We start from the raw sequence: 16,860 nt of genomic DNA, 5'->3' as shown, positions 1-16,860 counted from the left end.
CTGTTCATCGCGACACGCGGCTCCAGGCGCCTCACCCTCGATCGCGGCCTGTAGTCGCAAAAGGAAAATTCCCCATGCAACATTTGAAGATGATTCGATTGCTGCTGGCGTCTGTCTTCGCTGCGCTGCTGCCGATCCTCGTGGTGCAAGGCTGCTCCATGACCGGCCACGATGGCGCCGGCATGACCTCCGCGGCGAAGATCGACGCCGATGCGATCGTCGCGGCGCCCGACCGCAGCGACGCCGACCGCGCGCTCGATACCGGGCGCAGGCCAGCCGAGTTGCTGCGGTTCATCGACGTGAGGCAGGGCATGCACGTGGCCGACCTGATGTCCGGCGGCGGCTACACGGCCGAGCTGCTCGCCCGCGCCGTCGGCCCGACCGGCGTCGTCTACAGCCAGAACAACAAACTCATCGTCGACAAGTTTGCGGACAAGCCGTGGAGCGCGCGGCTTGCGACGCCGGCGATGAAGAACGTCCGGCGCGTCGAGCGTGAACTCGAATCGCCGCTGCCTCCCGAAGCGAAGAACCTCGATCTCGTCGTGATGGTGCTCTTCTATCACGACACGGTGTGGCTGAAGACTGACCGGGACGCGATGAATCGCGCGATCTTTGCCGCGCTCAAGCCGGGCGGCGCGTACGTGATCGTCGATCACAGCGGGCGCCCGGGTACCGGCACGAGCGAAGCGCAGACGCTGCACCGCATCGAAGAAAAGGTCGTGCGCGAGGAAGTTCCGCGTGCGGGTTTCAAGCTCGTCGCCGAGGCGGATTTCCTGCGCAATCCCGCTGATCCGCGCGACTGGAACGACTCGCCGAGCGCGGCAGGCAGCCGGCGCGGCACCAGCGACCGGTTCGTGCTGAAGTTCGTGAGGCCGCGCTAGACGATTCGGGACATCGGACCGCCAATCGCCCATCCGCTCGAGATCCGGGCCTCTATTCTCTGCTTCAGTCTTCGTAAACGGGCGGGCGTCCGTCGCGCCGCGCGCGGATGGCCTCGTCGAGATTCTGCGTCGTCATGCGCACGAGCAGCTGGTTGCGGTTTTCGAGGTCGATGGCGGCCTTGAGGCTGCCCGCCTCGAGGTTCGACCACAGCACTTCTTTCGTCATCGCGAGGCCGTGCGCGCTGAAGCCGCACATCTGTTCAGCGATCTCGACGGCCGTCAGCAGGAGCGCATCGTCGTCAACGACGCGCGAAACCAGGCCGATGCGCTCAGCTTCCTCCGCGCCGACCTCGCGACCCGACAGGATGATCTCGTACGCGCGCGACGCACCGATCAGGCGCGGAAGCAGGAAGCTCACTCCGCACTCGGTGCCGGTGAGCCCGTTGTTGATGCCGGCGCCGCGAAAGGTCGCCGAGCGCGCCGCGATGCGGATGTCGCAGCCGAGGGGCAGGCACATGCCGCCGCCGTACGACGGACCGTTGATCGCGGCGATCAGCGGCTGGGGGATCGCACGCATCGCCGGCACGACGTCCGACATGAACGCCATCGCGCGGATCGCGATGCGCGAGATCGGAAGGCCATCGCTGCCGGGTGGCATCCCGACGTCGGTAAGATCCATTCCCGAACAGAAGCCGCGGCCTCTTCCCGTCAGGATCGCGACCGTGCATTCATTGTCGGCGCCGACTTCGGCAAGCGCTGCGTACAGCGACTCGACCAGAGGAAACGACATCGCGTTGAGGCGCTCCGGATGGTTGAGCGAGATGACGCGTACCCGCGGTCGCGGGCTTTCGATCGTGACGTAGGGCTGGCCGTCGGAACGGACGAGGAGGCGGTGGCTCATGACTGCGCCATTTCCGCCGCGTGGCGGGAAGTCAATCGCGGCGCGCCGCCGGGCCGCCGTTGAGTAGTGGGTCACCACTACTCGCCATTGGGTAGTGGGTCACCACTACCCGCTATTGGGTAGTGGGTCACCACTACCCGTCGTTGTTCGGCGTCGCGGCGCGGATTGACTTGGGCCGCCGCCGCCGCAGAGTTGCCGCGGCTGCATCCGCGCCGCGGACAAGGTCCGCATTCACGAGGAGGTTCCCTGATGATCACGCTTTATGGTGTCCCCGGTTCCCGCGCGTTCCGCACGATCTGGATGCTCGAGGAGCTCGGCGTTGCTTACGAAAACGTCCCGACCCACTTCGCGAACGGCGACACGAAAAAACCCGACTACCTCGCGCTCAACCCGAACGGCCACATCCCGACGCTGGTCGACGACGGCGTTGCGTACTGGGAGTCGATGGCGATCAACCTTCACCTGGCCAGGAAGTACGACAAAGGCCTGCAGCCGAAGAGCATCGAGGACCAGGGCCACGCGACGCAGTGGAGCTTCTGGGCGATGACCGAAGTCGAGAACCCACTGATCGAAGTGCTGATGCACCGCATGTTCTATCCGCCCGAGCAGAGAAGCCCGCAGGCTGCCGATGCAGCCGTCGAGAAGCTGCAGGGTCCGTTAGCGGTGCTCGACCGTCACCTGGCGGGTCGCAACTTCGTCGTCGGATCTTCGTACTCCGTAGCGGACGTGAACCTTGCGTCGGTGCTTGCGTGGGCGGCGCTGGTGGGCGTGGATCTCGCAAAGTTCCCGAACCTGGCGCGCTGGCTCCAGGAATGCTCGTCCCGTCCGGCGGCGAAGACCGCGACGGCGAAGGCGATGGGCTGACGGGCGTCGCGCCGGCCCGCGCCGGATCGTGTCAATGCCTTGGAAGGGCGGGGAGACTCAGCGGGGATGTCGTAAAAAAAGACCCGGCGTTCCTCTGGCCTGGAACGCCGGGTCCGGTTAGCTCGAAGCCTCGGGGGGAGGTCAGACTTCGAGCGAAAGCTGCACCGATGGGGGGATGGTCAGTCGGTACAACTCCCGTGACCCGTCAAAAGCACGCGACGTGCCACAAATCGCCGGTGTCAGGCCGTTCGCTAAGATGCCGCGAAGATTAACGATTTTTCGGCCCCGTGCGGGAAGTTTCCCCCACCGGTGTCTCGATGCCCCTGTCTCACCCTGTCTCCTCCCTGTCCGCGTGAGACAGTTCTGAGACAATGGGTTCAGGCACCACAGGAATGGGGTCAGACCCCATTCCTGTGGTGCCTGACCCCATAACACCAACGTTATGCGCCGAGTTCGGCGAGGCGGCGGTAGAAGGTTGCGCGGCTGACGCCGAGGAGCCTTGCGGCCTGGGACCGGTTGCCGCCGCAGCGATGCAGCGCTTCGAGAAGCTCCAGCCGCGAGGCCACCGGTCCCTGGGGCACCGATGCAGCCGCTGCGGCGCCGTCGAGAATCTCCACGGGCAGGTCCTCCGGCTGGATCAGGTCGCCGAACGCCCGCGCCGCGGCCACGGCGACCGCATTCCTCAGCTCGCGCACGTTGCCCGGCCAGTCGTACAGGTGCAGCAGCCTCAGCGTTTCGTTGCCGATTCCGCGCACCGTCTTGCCCGTTACCGCCGACTGCGTCGCGAGGAAGTGCCGCACGAGCTGCGCGATGTCTTCCTTGCGCTCGCGAAGCGGAGGCACGTTGATGCGCGCCGCTCGCACTCGGTAGTAGAGGTCGGCGCGGAAGCGTCCGGTACGCACTTCTTCGGCAAGGTCGCGATTGGTGGCCGCGACGATGCGAACGTCTACCGGCTCCCCGCGCGTTCTTCCGACGGGATAGACCACGCGCTCGTCGAGCACGCGCAGCAGGCTCGCCTGCACTCGCGCCGACAGCTCGCCGATCTCGTCGAGAAAGAGGGTGCCGCCGTTGGCCGCACGGAACAGTCCTTCGTAGTCGCCGACCGCGTCGGTGAACGCGCCGCGCGCGTGACCGAAAAGCTGGCTCGCCGCCAACTCGTCGCTGAGCCCCGCACAGTTGACCGCGACGAAGCCGCGCTCGGCCCTGCTGCTGCTCTGGTGGATCGCGCGCGCGACGAGCTCCTTGCCTGAACCGGTTTCGCCGTCGACGAGCACGGGAACCTCGACAGCGCCGTAATCGCGGATCAGCAGGAAGATCTGCTTCATCGGATCGCTGGTGCCGACGATGTCGCCGAAGCGAGCGCGCTCGTCGAGAATTCGCTCCAGCGTGACGACGCGCGAGACGTCGTAAAGGAAGAAAAGCCGGCCTCCCGGAGTGCGGTGGTCCTCGCAGACTTCGACTTCGACGGCGCTGGCCAGTCCCGCGCGCCCTGGCACCTGCACGAGCACCGTCGCGCCGTTGGAGGACGGATCCACGGCTGCGTCCTCCAACCTCGAGCGATCGGCGGCGGAAAGACCGAGGGCATCCTGCCACGGCCGGCCTCGCACCTGCGTCTCTTCCTTCGCGACGAGCGCCAGCGCTGCGCGACTGGCCAGCGCTACGTGGCCGTCCGCGTCGATCGCAAGAGTGCCGTGGCGCTGCGCATCGAGCACACCTCTCAACTCGTCGTGAGCGCGCTGCAGGTCGCGGTGGATCGCGCCGCGCCCGAGCGCCGTCTGCACCGTCACCTCGATGTCGCGCTGGTCGAAAGGCTTGACGATGTAACCGAGAGGCGCGGCGGCGCGTGCGCGCTCCAGCGTGACAGGATCGGCGTACGCGGTGAGGAACACGACCGGAATGTCGAAGCGCGCACGAAGCCTGGTGGCAAGGTCGATGCCGTCCTCGTCGCCTTCGATGCGCACGTCCATCAGCACGAGGTCGGGACGGTGCTCCTCGCACAACTGCCAGGCCACCTCTGCGCTGCGCGCCGTTCCGACGACGACGTGGCCGAGGCGCCGAAGCCTGGTGGCGATGTCGAACGCGACGATGCTCTCGTCCTCGACGACGAGGATTCGTGCCGGTTGCGCGGGAGCGGCAGTTTCCTGTGTCATGCCGCCAGCCCTCCCGTGCTGCGCACCGAAGCTGCAGCGGCTTCCAACGCAGGCGCAACGGCCGCGCGGTGGCCCGGAAGCTCGATCGAAAAGCGGGCGCCGTGCTCGCCGCTCGCCGACAACCGCCCGCCGAGCTGCTCGACGAGGGCCTGCACGAGCTTGAGACCAAGGCTCTCGGATGCCGCAAGGTCCAGCTCGCCCGGAAAGCCGGAGCCGTCGTCGGACACGACGAGCGTGCGCGACTGGTCGCTTCCCGTCAGCTCGACGGTGATGCAGCCGGATCGGAGTCTTGCAAAGCCGTGCTTGACGGCGTTGGCCACCAGCTCGTTGACGATGAGACCGATCGGGATCGCCTGGTCGACGCTGACCTCGCGCACTGCTTCCGCGACGCGCACGTCCACGTGGCAGTCGTCGCGCCCGAAATAGCGGATGACCTGGCGCGCCAGCGTTTCGAGGTAGCGCGCAAGATCGACTCGCGAGAGGTCGCCGGAGCGGTAGAGTTGCTCGTGCACCAGCGCCATCGCGCGAATGCGGATCTCGCTTTCGTGGAATACCTGGCGCATCTCGTCGTCGCTGCTGCGGTCGCTCTGCAGGCTGAGCATCGACGAGATGATCTGCAGGTTGTTCTTGACGCGGTGATGGATCTCCCGCAGCAGGATTTCCTTTTCGGCGAGCGACCGTTCCAGTTGTTGCTCTGCCGCAAGGCGCGCGGCCACGTTCTGCATCACGTAGACGTAGCCCGAGGGTCCGCCACCGCTGCGAAGCGGAGCGGCTGCGACGCGCACCGGGATGCGCTCGCCGGCGGGGCCGCGCAGCTCCGACAAACCCTGCGCCGACGCGGCGCCGGATGCAGAAGCCGCATCGGGTTCGGTCAGAAGCGCGCTGATCTCTCGCCCGCGCAGTTCCTCCTCGCTGCAACCGAGCTCGGAAAGGCAGCTTGGATTGGCCGTGACGATGCGCCCGTCGCTATCGGTGACCACCAGCATGTCCGCCATCGAGCGCAGCACGCTGTCGAAGTAATCCTTGGAGACGGTGGTCCTCTCCAGCGTCTCGGCCAGCTCGTCGAACGCGCGCGCGAGGTCGCCGATTTCGTCGCTGCGACGCGCGTCGCCGGCCTCGATGCGATCGCCCTGGCCGATGCGCCGCGCCAGCGATGCGAATGCGACGACGGGACGTGACAACCCGCCGGCAACGCCGATCGCCGAAACGATCGCGACGGTGACGAGCACGATGCCGACCGCGATGCCGGTGAGCGAGAACGACGTGGACTGGACGCCGATCAGGCCGTGAAGGCGCGTTTTCTCGATCTGGATGTCGCCGCGGACTCCGTCCATCGCAAGATCGACGATCGCGGCGCCGAGGACGCGCTGTCCGGATACGATCGGTGCGACGACGTGCACGGTGTCGCCGTCGCGATGCATGGAAGGTTTGCCGCGCGCCAGCGCCTCGCGGATCCACGGCTGGACAGGATCGTCGCCCTCCTCGCGGTGGATCGCGCCGGTGTCGCCGATCATCAGTCCGTTCGGGTCGAAGACGTTGGCCGATTCGACGCCGCGCGTGTCGCGCTGCTCGACCGCCTCTCGCGTGACGTCGCGGAAGTCGCCGCGCTCCAGCGGTGCGGCGACGCGCGCCGCCAGCGCCGCGGCCATCTCGGCGCCGTGCTTTTCGATCTCGCGCTCGAGCGAATCGCCGAGGCCGTTGACGGCGACCTCCTCGATTTCCTGGGCGTAGCGGCGCTGCTCGGCCAGGAGCGCCGCCCCGAGCACGACGACGCTGCTGGCCACCAGGCCGCCGATGACGATCGTGTACTGTCCGCGAAGGCGCACGGCCTACCCCCGACGCAGTGTCTCACACTGTCTCGCCCGATAGGAATGGGGTCAGGCACCAGAGGAATAGGGTCAGGCACCAGAGGAATGGGGTCAGGCACCACAGGAATGGGGTCAGGCACCAGCCCACAGGCACCAGCCCACAGGCACCAGCCAGCTGTTGACCTGACCCGCGCCGACCGACAATCGAAGGGAATGCCCGCCGTTTTCTGGCCCGCCGCCATCTACGCTGCAATCCTCGCTCTCCACGTCGCGTTGCCGGGCCGCTGGGTCACCGGCTACGTCGCCCACCACGAAACCGGCCGGAAGCTTCGCTACCGGCTCAATGGCCCGCTGGTCCTGGCCACCGTGACAGTCGCGTGGATTGTGCTGTGCTGGTGCGGACTTCTGGACTGGGACGCCTTCTATGCCCGGCGCTGGGAGATGCTGGCCGGTGCGTTCGCCGTCGGCATCGCGTTCACGCTGGCCATCGTGCTCTCGCAGCCTCCGTTGCCGGGCAGGAGCTTTCTCGTCCAGCTCTACGAGGGCCGCCACCCGAATCCCCAGTGGTTCGGCGGCCGGCTCGACGCGAAGATGGTGCTCTATCTGGTCGGCGCCGTGATGCTGGAGCTGAACGTCCTGTCGTTCGCGGCCCACCACGTCCTGCTCCATCCCGACGACATCTCGCCAGGGGTCATGCTCCACGTGGCGCTGTTCAGTTTTTTCGTCATCGAATACCTGCACTTCGAGGAGGTGCACCTCTATACCTACGATTTCATGGCAGAAAGGGTCGGTTTCAAGCTGGGCTGGGGATGCCTGGTCTTCTACCCGTTCTTCTATCCGGTGGGCCTGTGGACGACGGCCGAGCTTCCCAATCCGCATACGTCCGAAGGCCTGCTGCTCGTCTACGGCACCCTCTTCTTTTCAGGATGGCTACTGTCGCGCGGGGCGAACCTTCAGAAGTTCGTATTCAAGCGCGACCCGAAGGCTCTGGCTTTCGGGGTTCTCGAGCCGAGGGCGATCAGCGCCGGCGACCGGCATGTGCTGGCGGGAGGATTCTGGGGCCTTTCACGGCACATCAACTACCTCGGCGAGATCCTGATGGCCTCGGCCCTGGCGCTCAGCCTCGGCTATCCACTGGCGGTCGGTCCGTGGCTCTATCCCCTCTATTACGTTGCGCTTTTGCTGCCGCGCCAAGCCGACGACGACCGCCGCTGCGCGGCCCGTTACGGCGAGCTTTGGGCCGAGTACTGCCGCCGTGTCCCGTGGCGCATCGTTCCATACATTTACTGACCGAATGTCATTTATCAGAATTAGGAATATGTGTTAGGAGGCACAGTTCCCGGCGCGCGCCGCGTGTAGCGAGCGTTCATCCGATGCCAATGGATGCGGGGGAGGTCGGGGGCCATGTGACGGAGATCAATCGAAGCGCGCGCAACGGAACTCAGGGAGGACCCGCCAGCACCGCCCCTTCGGGCCAGGTCGCCGACTACCAGCTTCTGTTCCACACGCTGCCCGGCCTTTACGTCGTTTTCGATCCCGGGCTGACAGTCGTCGCCGCCAGCGACGCGTTTCTCAAGGCAACGCTCACCGATCGCGATGCCCTCGTCGGACGCTACCTGTTCGACGTGTTTCCCGACGGGCCCGGCGACGCCCGCGCCGCGGGCGTCCGCAACATGCGCGAGTCCATCGCGCGCGTGCTGAGTGAGCGCAGGCCCGACGGGATGGCCGTCCAGCGTTATCCGATCTCGCGAGCCGACGGCGACGGTCTGGAGGAACGTTGCTGGAGTCCGGCCAACTACCCCGTCCTCGACGACAGCGGCCGCGTCGTCGCCATTCTTCATCGCGTCGTCGACGTGACGGCCTGGCTGCTCGAGCGCGAAGGTGCCGCGGTCCCGGGAGTCCTTCCGTCCAGTGACGGCAACGGCGATGAGATCGAGCTCGAGATCTTCCGTCGCGCCCAGCAGATCCAGGAAGCCAACCGCATGCTGCGCGAGGTGAACATCGAGCTGGCCGAGCGCCACCAGGCACTGGAGCAGGCCGTCGAGATGCGCGACGAAGCGCTGCGATCGAGCGACGAGCGCTTTCGCCTCCTCGTCCACGGCGTGCGCGACTACGCGATCTACATGCTCGACCCCGGCGGCAACATCACGAGCTGGAACCCCGGCGCCGAGCGCATCGAAGGATATCGCGAGGACGAGGTGCTCGGTCGTAATTTCTCGATCTTCTATACGGAAGAAGAGGCGACGCGCGGCGATCCTGAACAAGATCTTTCGCAGGCTGCCGAGCTCGGCAGCATCGAGCAGCGCCACTGGCGCGTGCGCAAGGACGGCTCGAAGTTCTGGGCTGCCGGTGTGCTGACCGCGCTTTACGACAGTGATCGCAGCCTGCGCGGTTTCGTCAAGGTGCTGCGCGACCTGACCAAGCAGCGGCGTTCCGAAGTGCTGCTGCAGTCGGTCGTCGACACGGCACTGGACGGGATCATCACGATCAGCGCGGAAGGAACGATCCAGACCTTCAATCGGGCCGCCGAAGCGATCTTCGGTTACTCGGCCGGCGAGGCGATCGGCCACAACGTCAATACCCTGATGCCCGAGCCTTACCACCGCGAGCACGATGGCTACCTCGGCGCCTATGCGCGCACTGGCAACGCCAAGGTAATCGGCATCGGGCGCGAGGCCAGCGGGCGCCGCAAGGACGGTTCGGAGTTTCCGCTGGAGCTGGCGGTGTCGAGCTTCGAGCAGGACGGCAGGACCTGCTTTACCGGTCTGGTGCGCGACATCACCGCACGCAAGAAAATGGAAGACCAGCTGCTCGTCGCGCACAAGATGGACGCGATGGGGCAACTGGCAGCCGGCATCGCGCACGACTTCAACAACATGCTCACGGTGATCTCCGGCTACAGCGACCTCGTGCTGCGCACGCTGCCGGACGCCGATCCGTGCCGGTCGCTCGTCCGGGAGATCCGCAGCGCGTCGGCCCGCGCCAGCGCGCTGACGGGCCAGCTGCTCGCTGCCAGCCGCCAGCAGATGCTCGAGCCGCGGGTGCTCGACCTGAACGAAGTCGTCGCCGACACGTGCACGATGCTGCAGCGCCTGATCGGCGAGGACATCGATCTGTCGACCTCGCTGGCCAACGATCTGTCGAGGATCCGCGCCGACCCGGGCCAGATCGGCCAGGTGCTGATGAATCTTGCCGTCAACGCGCGCGATGCGATGCCGGTCGGAGGCACGCTCACGATCGCGACTCGCAACGTCGTTCTCGACGGCGATTTCTCCCGCAGTCATCCTGGATTCGTCCACGGCCCCCACGTTCAGCTCGCGGTCACCGACACCGGTACCGGCATGACTCATGAGCTGGCCGCGCGAATCTTCGAGCCGTTTTTCACGACGAAGGGCGTCGGGCACGGCACGGGACTCGGTCTGTCGGTGGTGCACGGCATCGTCAAGCAGAGCGGCGGCATGATCGACGTCGAGAGCGAGCCGCAAGCCGGCGCCGCGTTCAAGATCCACTTCCCCGCGATCGACCGCAGCAAAGAGTCCGCTGGCAACCCGAAGACGACGGTACTTGCCAGCGGCAGCGAAACCGTGCTCGTCGTCGAGGACGACCGCGCGGTGCGCGACCTTGCCGCGCTCGCGCTGCGACGCTTCGGCTACGTCGTGCTCGAAGCGGGTGGCGGTCCCGAGGCGATCCGTCTGCTCGAGCATCACCAGGGACGCGTCGACCTGATCCTCACCGACGTGGTCATGCCCGAGATGGGCGGGCGCCGCCTGGCCGAGCTGATCCGCGAACGGTGGCCCGGTGTCCATGTGCTGCTCATGAGCGGCTACACCGATGACAACCTCGTGCGCCAGGACGTGTTGCACTCGCAGGTCGGGTTCCTTGCCAAGCCGTTCACGCTGACCTCCATGGTGCGCAAAGTCCGCGAAATCCTCGACCACGCCGCTTGAATCCGGGACACGTACGCATTACCGGCGTCGCCAAACCCGCGTCGTGCGGGACAGGTGCGCGTTACGGGTACGTCGTTCTTCCGTAAAGCGGGATCGGTTTCGGATTTCGTCGCGAGGATCTCATGCGAACCACTGTCACGAAGATGCTCGGCATCGACTTTCCGGTCTTTGCGTTCACGCACTGCCGCGACGTGGTCGCTGCCGTCACCAACGCCGGCGGCCTCGGCGTGCTCGGTGCCGTCGCCCATTCCCCCGAGCAGCTCGACATCGACCTCAAGTGGATCCGTGAGCAGGTCAAGGACCGGCCGTTCGGCGTCGACCTGCTGATTCCGCGCAAGTACGCCGGCTCCGAAGAAGGCGGCGTCGACGGCGACGCACTGCGTTCGATGATTCCGGACGAACATCGCCAGTGGCTCGAGCAGCTGCTCGAACGCTACGACGTGCCGGGTCTTCCCGAGCCCGTTGCCGGCGAGCGCGGCATGGCGCGCATGCGCGTCGATCCCAAAGGCATGGCGCCGCTGATCGACGTTGCATTCGACAATCGAGCGTCGTTTTTCGCATCGGCGCTCGGCTCGCCGCCGCGCTGGCTCGTCGACCGCTGCCACGCGGCCGGTGTTCCCGTCGCTGCGCTGGCCGGTCGGGTGGACCATGCGATCGCGCACAAGGAAGCTGGAGTCGACATCATCATCGCGCAGGGAACCGAAGGCGGCGGACACACTGGTGAGATCGCGACGATGGTGCTGATTCCGCAGGTCGTCGATGCGGTCGGTTCGATCCCGGTGCTCGCCGCCGGCGGCATCGCGTGCGGACGGCAGATGGCCGCAGCAATGGCGCTCGGCGCCGAGGGCGTCTGGTGCGGATCGGTGTGGCTGACGACGAACGAGTCCGAGACGTCGCCGGTCATTCGCCAGAAGTTCCTCTCGGCCTCTTCGGCCGACACGGTGCGCTCGCGATCGCTGACCGGAAAGCCGGCGCGCATGCTGAAGAGCCCGTGGACCGACGCCTGGCAGCAGCCCGGCGCGCCTCAGACCCTGCCGATGCCGCTGCAGAGCGTGCTCGTCGCCGAATCGCAGCGCCGCATTCATCGCATCGCGCACAAGGAAGGCAGCGGCGCGCAGCAGCTCGCGACGTACTTCGTCGGGCAGGTCGTCGGGCAGATGAACACGCCGATGCCCGCGCGGCGCGTGGTCGCCGAAATGATCGAGGAGTTCGTCTCGGCGATGGAGCGACTGAACGGACTGATGGAAGACTGATTGGGGACAGGCACCAGGCGCCGGATCCTCGCCACGGATTCGGGCCGTCGTCACGGCGCGTGGTGCCTGTCCCCACGCAACGCCGCAACCGAACCATGCGCCTGGTGCCTGTCCCCACGCAACGCCGCAACCGAACCGAGCGCCTGGTGCCTGTCCCTACGCAACGCCGCAACCGAACCGAGGAGCAATCCGCATGAACTTCGGCATCCTGCAGATCTTCCAGAACCACCAGAGCGCCGATCCCGATCCGGTGATGTGGCAGCAGGAGACCGCGATGGCGCTGGAGGCCGAGCGCCTCGGCTTCCACTCGGTGTGGGTCGTCGAGCACCATTTCCGAGACTACGCCGCCTGTCCCGACAACCTGCAGTACCTTGCGTGGCTCGCCGCCAAGACGAGCCGCATCGGCCTTGCCACCGGCGCCGTGATCCTGCCGTGGAACGACCCGATCCGCGTCGCCGAAAAGCTCTCGGTGCTCGACCACCTGAGCGGCGGCCGCGCGATTTTCGGCATGGGCCGAGGCCTGGCACGCCGCGAATACCAGGGCTTTGACATCGACATGGACACCTCGCGCGATCGTTTCGACGAAGCGGCGCGCTCGGTGCTCGACGCGCTCGACACCGGCGTCTTCCAGAGCAAGGGCCCGTGGTACACGCGCGAGCCCACCGAGATCCGCCCGCGACCTCGCGCGGGTTTCCGGGACCGCGTCTGGTGCATCGCGATGTCGCCCGATTCGGTCGAAGCAGCGGCGCGCCTCGGCACCGGCATGGCGATGTTCTCGCAGGCCGCGTGGGACTCGGCCAGGGAATCGATCGGCCATTACCGCACGATGATGCGCGAACAGCATCCGGGGATCACGATCCCGCCGGTGGTCACCGCCGACATGATCGTCTGCGACGACGATGCGTCACGGGCGCGCGAGATGGCCCGCAAGTACATCGCCGGCTATCTCGTCACGGTGTTCGACCACTACGAGCTGATGAGCGATCACCTGAAGAATGCCAAGGGGTACGACATGTACGGCAACGCCGTCGACGTGCTGCGTGCGATCGGTCTCGAGCACGTCGTCGAGACCTACGTTGACGTGCAGGCCTGGGGCACTCCGGAAATGATCATCGACAAGCTGCGCAGCCGCGGGGAGAAGATCGGCGATTTCTTCTTCAACGCGTGCTTCCGGTTTGCGGGGATTCCCAACGACTATGCGCAGCGAAGCATGCGCCTGTTCAGCGAAAAGGTGATGCCGGCCCTGGCATGACGCCTTTGTAATGGGGTCAGGCACCAGGGGAATGGGGTCAGGCACTATTCGCCTGGTGCCTGACCCCATTACTTATCCGCATACCTCAGGCTTTGGAGCGGATCTTGTAGTTGCCGCGACCCTGGTCGTACTCGAGCGCAACGACTCCCCGGGTTTCCGCGTCTTTCAGCAGCTCATTGAAACTCGCGTAGCCGTAGCGCTCTTCGCGAAAATCCGGGTGCACGCGGCGCATCGTCTGCTTCGCGAGCGATCCCCAGACCGGATCGTAATCTTCGGCCAGCGACGCGACGATCGCGACGAGCATGTCGACCGCATCGGACTTCGGGTCGGGCTTGCCCTCTTTGGGCGCGCTCTTTTTTGTCCTGCTGCGCGAGCGGGCCTTCGTCTTCTCGGCCGACTGCACGAGGTCGTCGTAGTAGAGGAACTCGTCGCACATCGAGACGAGCAGCTCGGAGGTCGAGCTCTTCACCCCGCAGCCGATCACGCGCTTGTTGTTCTCTTTGAGCTTATTGACGAGCGGCGAAAAATCGCTGTCGCCGGTCAGCAGCGCGAACACGTCGATGTGGTCCTTGCTGTGGCAGAGGTCGAGCGCGTCGACGACCATGCGGATGTCGGCCGAGTTCTTGCCGCTCATCTTGCCGGCCGGGATGTCGACCATCTCGAAACCCTGCGCGTGAAAATCGCGTACGGCGCCGCGGTAGCGATTCCAGTCACAGTAGGAGCGCTTGAACACGATACGCCCCTTCTCGAGAAGGCGCTTCTGGACGAGATCGATGCGGAACTCGCCTTCGTGCATGTCGCGGGAGCCGATCGCGAGGTTCTCGAAATCGACGAAGATGGCGATCAAGGATTCTTCAGCCATTCCCGCACCATAGGTGGAACCCGGGACGGGTCCCAACGGGTAACTGCATAAGAGGAGTTGCAGATCCCGCCCGGACTTTCCGGCAAAAACCAAACCTGCCCGGACATCCCTTGACCGCGGCAAATGCAGCGTGATAGCGCCGCCACGGGGTCCCTTTCGATGAGCCGATTCTCCCGGGCCGCCGCGCTCGGCGGGTTTTTCTCGGCGATGGCCGCGACCGCTGCCGCGGCGCAGACCATCGATGTTCCGACCTTCCAGGCCGGCCAGCCGACTTTTGCCAGCAACCTGCAGCAGGTCGACGTCGCGCCGGCCGCCGACGGCGGGTTCATGGTGATCTGGGGCGAGTTCAACGGACCGCCCGATCGCAACAGCAGCATCGTCACGCACCGCTTCTCTCGCGCCGGCGTCGAGCAATCGCCGCCGCTTCGCATCGACGCCAGCGGCTACGCGCTGTATCCGAACATCGTCGCCGACCGCGACGGGGGATACGTCGGCGCGTGGATGTACTCGAAGGACGGAAGCCCGCGCGCCCTGTACGCTCGCAGACTGAACAACTCGGGCATCGCGGTCTCCGGCGAGGCGCGCATCGACACGCCGAACACCGGACCGATGAATGCCGATCACGTCGCTTACCGCGACGGCGGCGCCGTCTACACGTGGAGGCAGAACGGCATCTGGGTGCGCTCGTACGACAAGCTCGGCAATGCACTGACCACCGCCGTCAAGGTCGCCGAGAATACGGCCGGTTTCGAGATCGATCTCGATACGCTTCCCGAAGGCGGTGTCGTCGTGGTCTGGGCCGACAATTGGCAGCCCAACCAGAGCTGGGCGCGGATCTTCCACGCCGATCTGACGCCGGCCACCGATGCTTTCGTGATCGAGAGCGTTGGAATCGTCGACGAGGTCGCAACGAGCACGGACGGTCAGATCGCGGTGTGCGGCCATGCCAACTTCGACGCAATCAACGGAGGAGCCGCCGGGCCCCGCGCCGAAATGTGGATGCGCCGTTTCACCAGCAGCGGAGATCCAGTCGGCGCGCGCACCGTCATCAAGACGCTCAGTTCCGATTACCTGAACCAGGCCGACTGCGCGTACGATTCGCACGGAAACCTGCTCGTCGTCTGGCGCGAGTACAACTCGACCGCCAACTTCATCGGGCCGGCCCACGCGCGAGCTTACGACGCCAACGGCAACGCTCTCGGTCCGGACTTCGCGCTGTCGGACGTACCGGCAAGCCAGGTGCAGACGACGGCGCTTCGCGACGGCTGCTTTGCCAACGGCTGGTACTCCGGCAACCGCGCGTACGTCAACGTCGTCTGCCTGCGAAGCGCCGGCGCCGGCACCTGCGGCGACGGCACTGTCGATCCCGCCTTCGAAGCCTGCGACGACGGCAATACCGCAAGCGGCGACGGCTGTGACGCCAACTGTACGATCTCCGCGTGCGGCAACGCCGTTGCCGCCGGCGACGAGCAGTGCGACGACGGCAACCTCGTCGATGGCGACGGCTGCGATTCCAACTGTACGCGAACGGCGTGCGGCAATGGCGTCGTCACCGCCGGTGAGCAGTGCGACGACGGCAACCTCGTCGACGGCGACGGCTGCGATTCCAACTGCCGCTTTACCGGCTGCGGCAACGGCAACGTAGGCGCAGACGAAGAGTGCGACGACGGGAATCTCACCAGCGGCGACGGCTGCGATGCCGATTGCACCGTCTCGCGATGCGGCAACGGCATCGCCGCGGGCAGCGAGCAGTGCGACGACGGCAACGCCGTCGACGGCGACGGGTGTGACGGCAACTGCACGGTTTCGGCGTGCGGCAACGGCATCCGCGTCGGCGAAGAGGAGTGCGACGACGGAAACCGCACAAACGGCGACGGCTGCGACGCCCACTGCCTGCTCGAGCAGTGCGGCGACGGCCGCGTCGAGGGCAACGAGCAGTGCGACAACGCCGGTACTACCGGCACCGGAGCTGCGGCGTGCAATCCCGACTGCACGTTCCCGCAGGTGCACGACAGCGTCGTGCTGACGTTCGATCCCATCGAGGTGTCGATTCCGGTCGGCAACGATCCGTTTACGTCGAACATCACCGTGCAGGTGAAAAATGCCGACGTGAACCCGGTACGCGAGGATCCGGGTCACCAGATTCGCCTGGTCGCCACCGACGGCGACTGCCCGCAAGGCACCGTGACCGGACAGCCCGATTTCGACCGCGGCGCCGAAGGGGTGCAGGACACGACGCTCGTAGCCGGCGGAACTCCGGCCACGGCGATCGCGCAGGTTACGGTTTCACGCGATATGTTCGCGCCCTTCGATCACCGCACGCCGACGCGCTGCACGCTGTGGTTCTTCGCGAGCGAAGCCAGCGGCGACAGCGAGGATCCGACCCCGGACAACAACGCGTACGCCGTGAACCTCGACGTCACCGACAGTGCCGACCCCGTGGGACAGACCGGCGATGAGTTCTGGGTCGAGAGCATGAAGCCGGTCGCGATCAAGATCCCGCCGGGCCAGGCGAGCGTCTCGCAGCAGATCAAACCATCGGTGCACCGGTCGAGCAGCATCCCGGCCGGTTCGTCGGACATGGACGTCACGGTGAGCGCGAGCGACGGCGACTGCCCGCCGGGGACGGTGGGCTACGTCGATTTCGACCGCCGCCAGGCCGGCCACCAGAGCCAGTTCCTCCTGCGCCGCGGCAAGAGGGCGCGAGGGGTGCTCGGGCTGACGATCCGCGCGGATGCGTTCACCTCGCCGAGCAACGACTCACCGCGCCGCTGCACGGCGCTGATCACGGCGACGGGGCAGGGCGACACCGATCCGTCGAACAATACGACGCGGCTGGTGATCGACGTGACGGATCGCAACGACTTCTGATTGCTGACTCGCGAAGCGGCGTCGCGTCGCGCGCCGCGGCGGACTGCAACTCCAGATAGCAAGTATTTGAG

Annotated in this window: 11 protein-coding genes; 7 read left to right on the top strand and 4 right to left on the bottom strand. The window is 66.2% G+C overall.

Annotation, left to right across the window (positions count from 1 at the left end):
• Nucleotides 1–74 precede the first annotated feature (74 nt).
• Entirely contained in the window at nucleotides 75–881 is an 807-nt protein-coding gene (locus tag VGK20_04130; GenBank protein HEY2773224.1) for an SAM-dependent methyltransferase, read from the top strand.
• A 64-nt stretch (nucleotides 882–945) separates the two neighbouring features.
• On the opposite strand, the gene VGK20_04125 is transcribed toward VGK20_04130, so the two are convergent.
• Nucleotides 946–1,782, bottom strand: coding sequence for an enoyl-CoA hydratase-related protein (locus VGK20_04125; protein ID HEY2773223.1), 837 nt, complete (start codon nucleotides 1,780–1,782; stop codon nucleotides 946–948).
• Between the two features lie 249 nt (nucleotides 1,783–2,031).
• On the opposite strand from VGK20_04125, the gene VGK20_04120 reads away from it, so the two are divergent.
• Nucleotides 2,032–2,646, top strand: coding sequence for a glutathione S-transferase family protein (locus tag VGK20_04120; GenBank protein HEY2773222.1), 615 nt, complete (start codon nucleotides 2,032–2,034; stop codon nucleotides 2,644–2,646).
• 440 nt (nucleotides 2,647–3,086) lie between these two features.
• On the opposite strand, the gene VGK20_04115 is transcribed toward VGK20_04120, so the two are convergent.
• Together VGK20_04115 and VGK20_04110 are read right to left on the bottom strand one after the other, a co-directional pair.
• A complete protein-coding gene (locus tag VGK20_04115) occupies nucleotides 3,087–4,796 on the bottom strand; it encodes a sigma-54 dependent transcriptional regulator (GenBank protein ID HEY2773221.1) in 1,710 nt (569 codons plus the stop codon).
• Complete coding sequence (locus tag VGK20_04110; protein HEY2773220.1) at nucleotides 4,793–6,622, bottom strand: histidine kinase dimerization/phosphoacceptor domain -containing protein; 1,830 nt, start codon at nucleotides 6,620–6,622, stop codon at nucleotides 4,793–4,795. Before VGK20_04110 ends, VGK20_04115 begins: the two co-directional genes overlap by 4 nt.
• Before the next feature lie 195 nt (nucleotides 6,623–6,817).
• Here VGK20_04110 and VGK20_04105 point away from each other — a divergent pair, with 195 nt between their 5' ends.
• The 4 genes from VGK20_04105 (at nucleotide 6,818) to VGK20_04090 (ending at nucleotide 13,056) form a co-directional block, all read left to right on the top strand.
• Nucleotides 6,818–7,894, top strand: coding sequence for an ergosterol biosynthesis protein (locus VGK20_04105; protein HEY2773219.1), 1,077 nt, complete (start codon nucleotides 6,818–6,820; stop codon nucleotides 7,892–7,894).
• A gap of 116 nt (nucleotides 7,895–8,010) precedes the next feature.
• Nucleotides 8,011–10,551 carry a PAS domain S-box protein gene (locus VGK20_04100; protein HEY2773218.1) on the top strand — a complete coding sequence of 847 codons (2,541 nt, stop codon included), beginning with the start codon at nucleotides 8,011–8,013 and terminating at the stop codon, nucleotides 10,549–10,551.
• A gap of 122 nt (nucleotides 10,552–10,673) precedes the next feature.
• A complete protein-coding gene (locus VGK20_04095; protein ID HEY2773217.1) occupies nucleotides 10,674–11,804 on the top strand; it encodes a nitronate monooxygenase in 1,131 nt (376 codons plus the stop codon).
• A gap of 193 nt (nucleotides 11,805–11,997) precedes the next feature.
• Complete coding sequence (locus tag VGK20_04090) at nucleotides 11,998–13,056, top strand: LLM class flavin-dependent oxidoreductase (GenBank protein HEY2773216.1); 1,059 nt, start codon at nucleotides 11,998–12,000, stop codon at nucleotides 13,054–13,056.
• 85 nt (nucleotides 13,057–13,141) lie between these two features.
• Here VGK20_04090 and VGK20_04085 read toward each other — a convergent pair whose 3' ends face one another.
• Nucleotides 13,142–13,918: an NYN domain-containing protein gene (locus VGK20_04085; GenBank protein ID HEY2773215.1), complete on the bottom strand. Its 777-nt coding sequence runs from the start codon at nucleotides 13,916–13,918 to the stop codon at nucleotides 13,142–13,144.
• A 159-nt stretch (nucleotides 13,919–14,077) separates the two neighbouring features.
• Between VGK20_04085 and VGK20_04080 the strand changes: the two genes are divergently transcribed.
• Entirely contained in the window at nucleotides 14,078–16,789 is a 2,712-nt protein-coding gene (locus VGK20_04080; GenBank protein HEY2773214.1) for a DUF4215 domain-containing protein, read from the top strand.
• The last annotated feature ends 71 nt before the right edge of the window (nucleotides 16,790–16,860 follow it).

Source organism: Candidatus Binatia bacterium (assembly GCA_036493895.1).
GTDB lineage: Bacteria > Desulfobacterota > Binatia > UBA1149 > CAITLU01 > DATNBU01.
Note: the sequence above shows the minus strand (reverse complement) of the source record. Positions and strands in the feature narration are given on the sequence as shown.

Excerpts from the sequence above, each read along its gene's own strand:
- VGK20_04125 (HEY2773223.1), bottom strand. The coding sequence starts at position 1,782 with ATGAGCCACCGCCTCCTCGTCCGTTCCGACGGCCAGCCCTACGTCACG.
- VGK20_04090 (HEY2773216.1), top strand. The coding sequence starts at position 11,998 with ATGAACTTCGGCATCCTGCAGATCTTCCAGAACCACCAGAGCGCCGAT.
- VGK20_04115 (HEY2773221.1), bottom strand. The coding sequence starts at position 4,796 with ATGACACAGGAAACTGCCGCTCCCGCGCAACCGGCACGAATCCTCGTC.
- VGK20_04120 (HEY2773222.1), top strand. The coding sequence starts at position 2,032 with ATGATCACGCTTTATGGTGTCCCCGGTTCCCGCGCGTTCCGCACGATC.
- VGK20_04095 (HEY2773217.1), top strand. The coding sequence starts at position 10,674 with ATGCGAACCACTGTCACGAAGATGCTCGGCATCGACTTTCCGGTCTTT.
- VGK20_04080 (HEY2773214.1), top strand. The coding sequence starts at position 14,078 with ATGAGCCGATTCTCCCGGGCCGCCGCGCTCGGCGGGTTTTTCTCGGCG.
- VGK20_04105 (HEY2773219.1), top strand. The coding sequence starts at position 6,818 with ATGCCCGCCGTTTTCTGGCCCGCCGCCATCTACGCTGCAATCCTCGCT.
- VGK20_04130 (HEY2773224.1), top strand. The coding sequence starts at position 75 with ATGCAACATTTGAAGATGATTCGATTGCTGCTGGCGTCTGTCTTCGCT.
- VGK20_04085 (HEY2773215.1), bottom strand. The coding sequence starts at position 13,918 with ATGGCTGAAGAATCCTTGATCGCCATCTTCGTCGATTTCGAGAACCTC.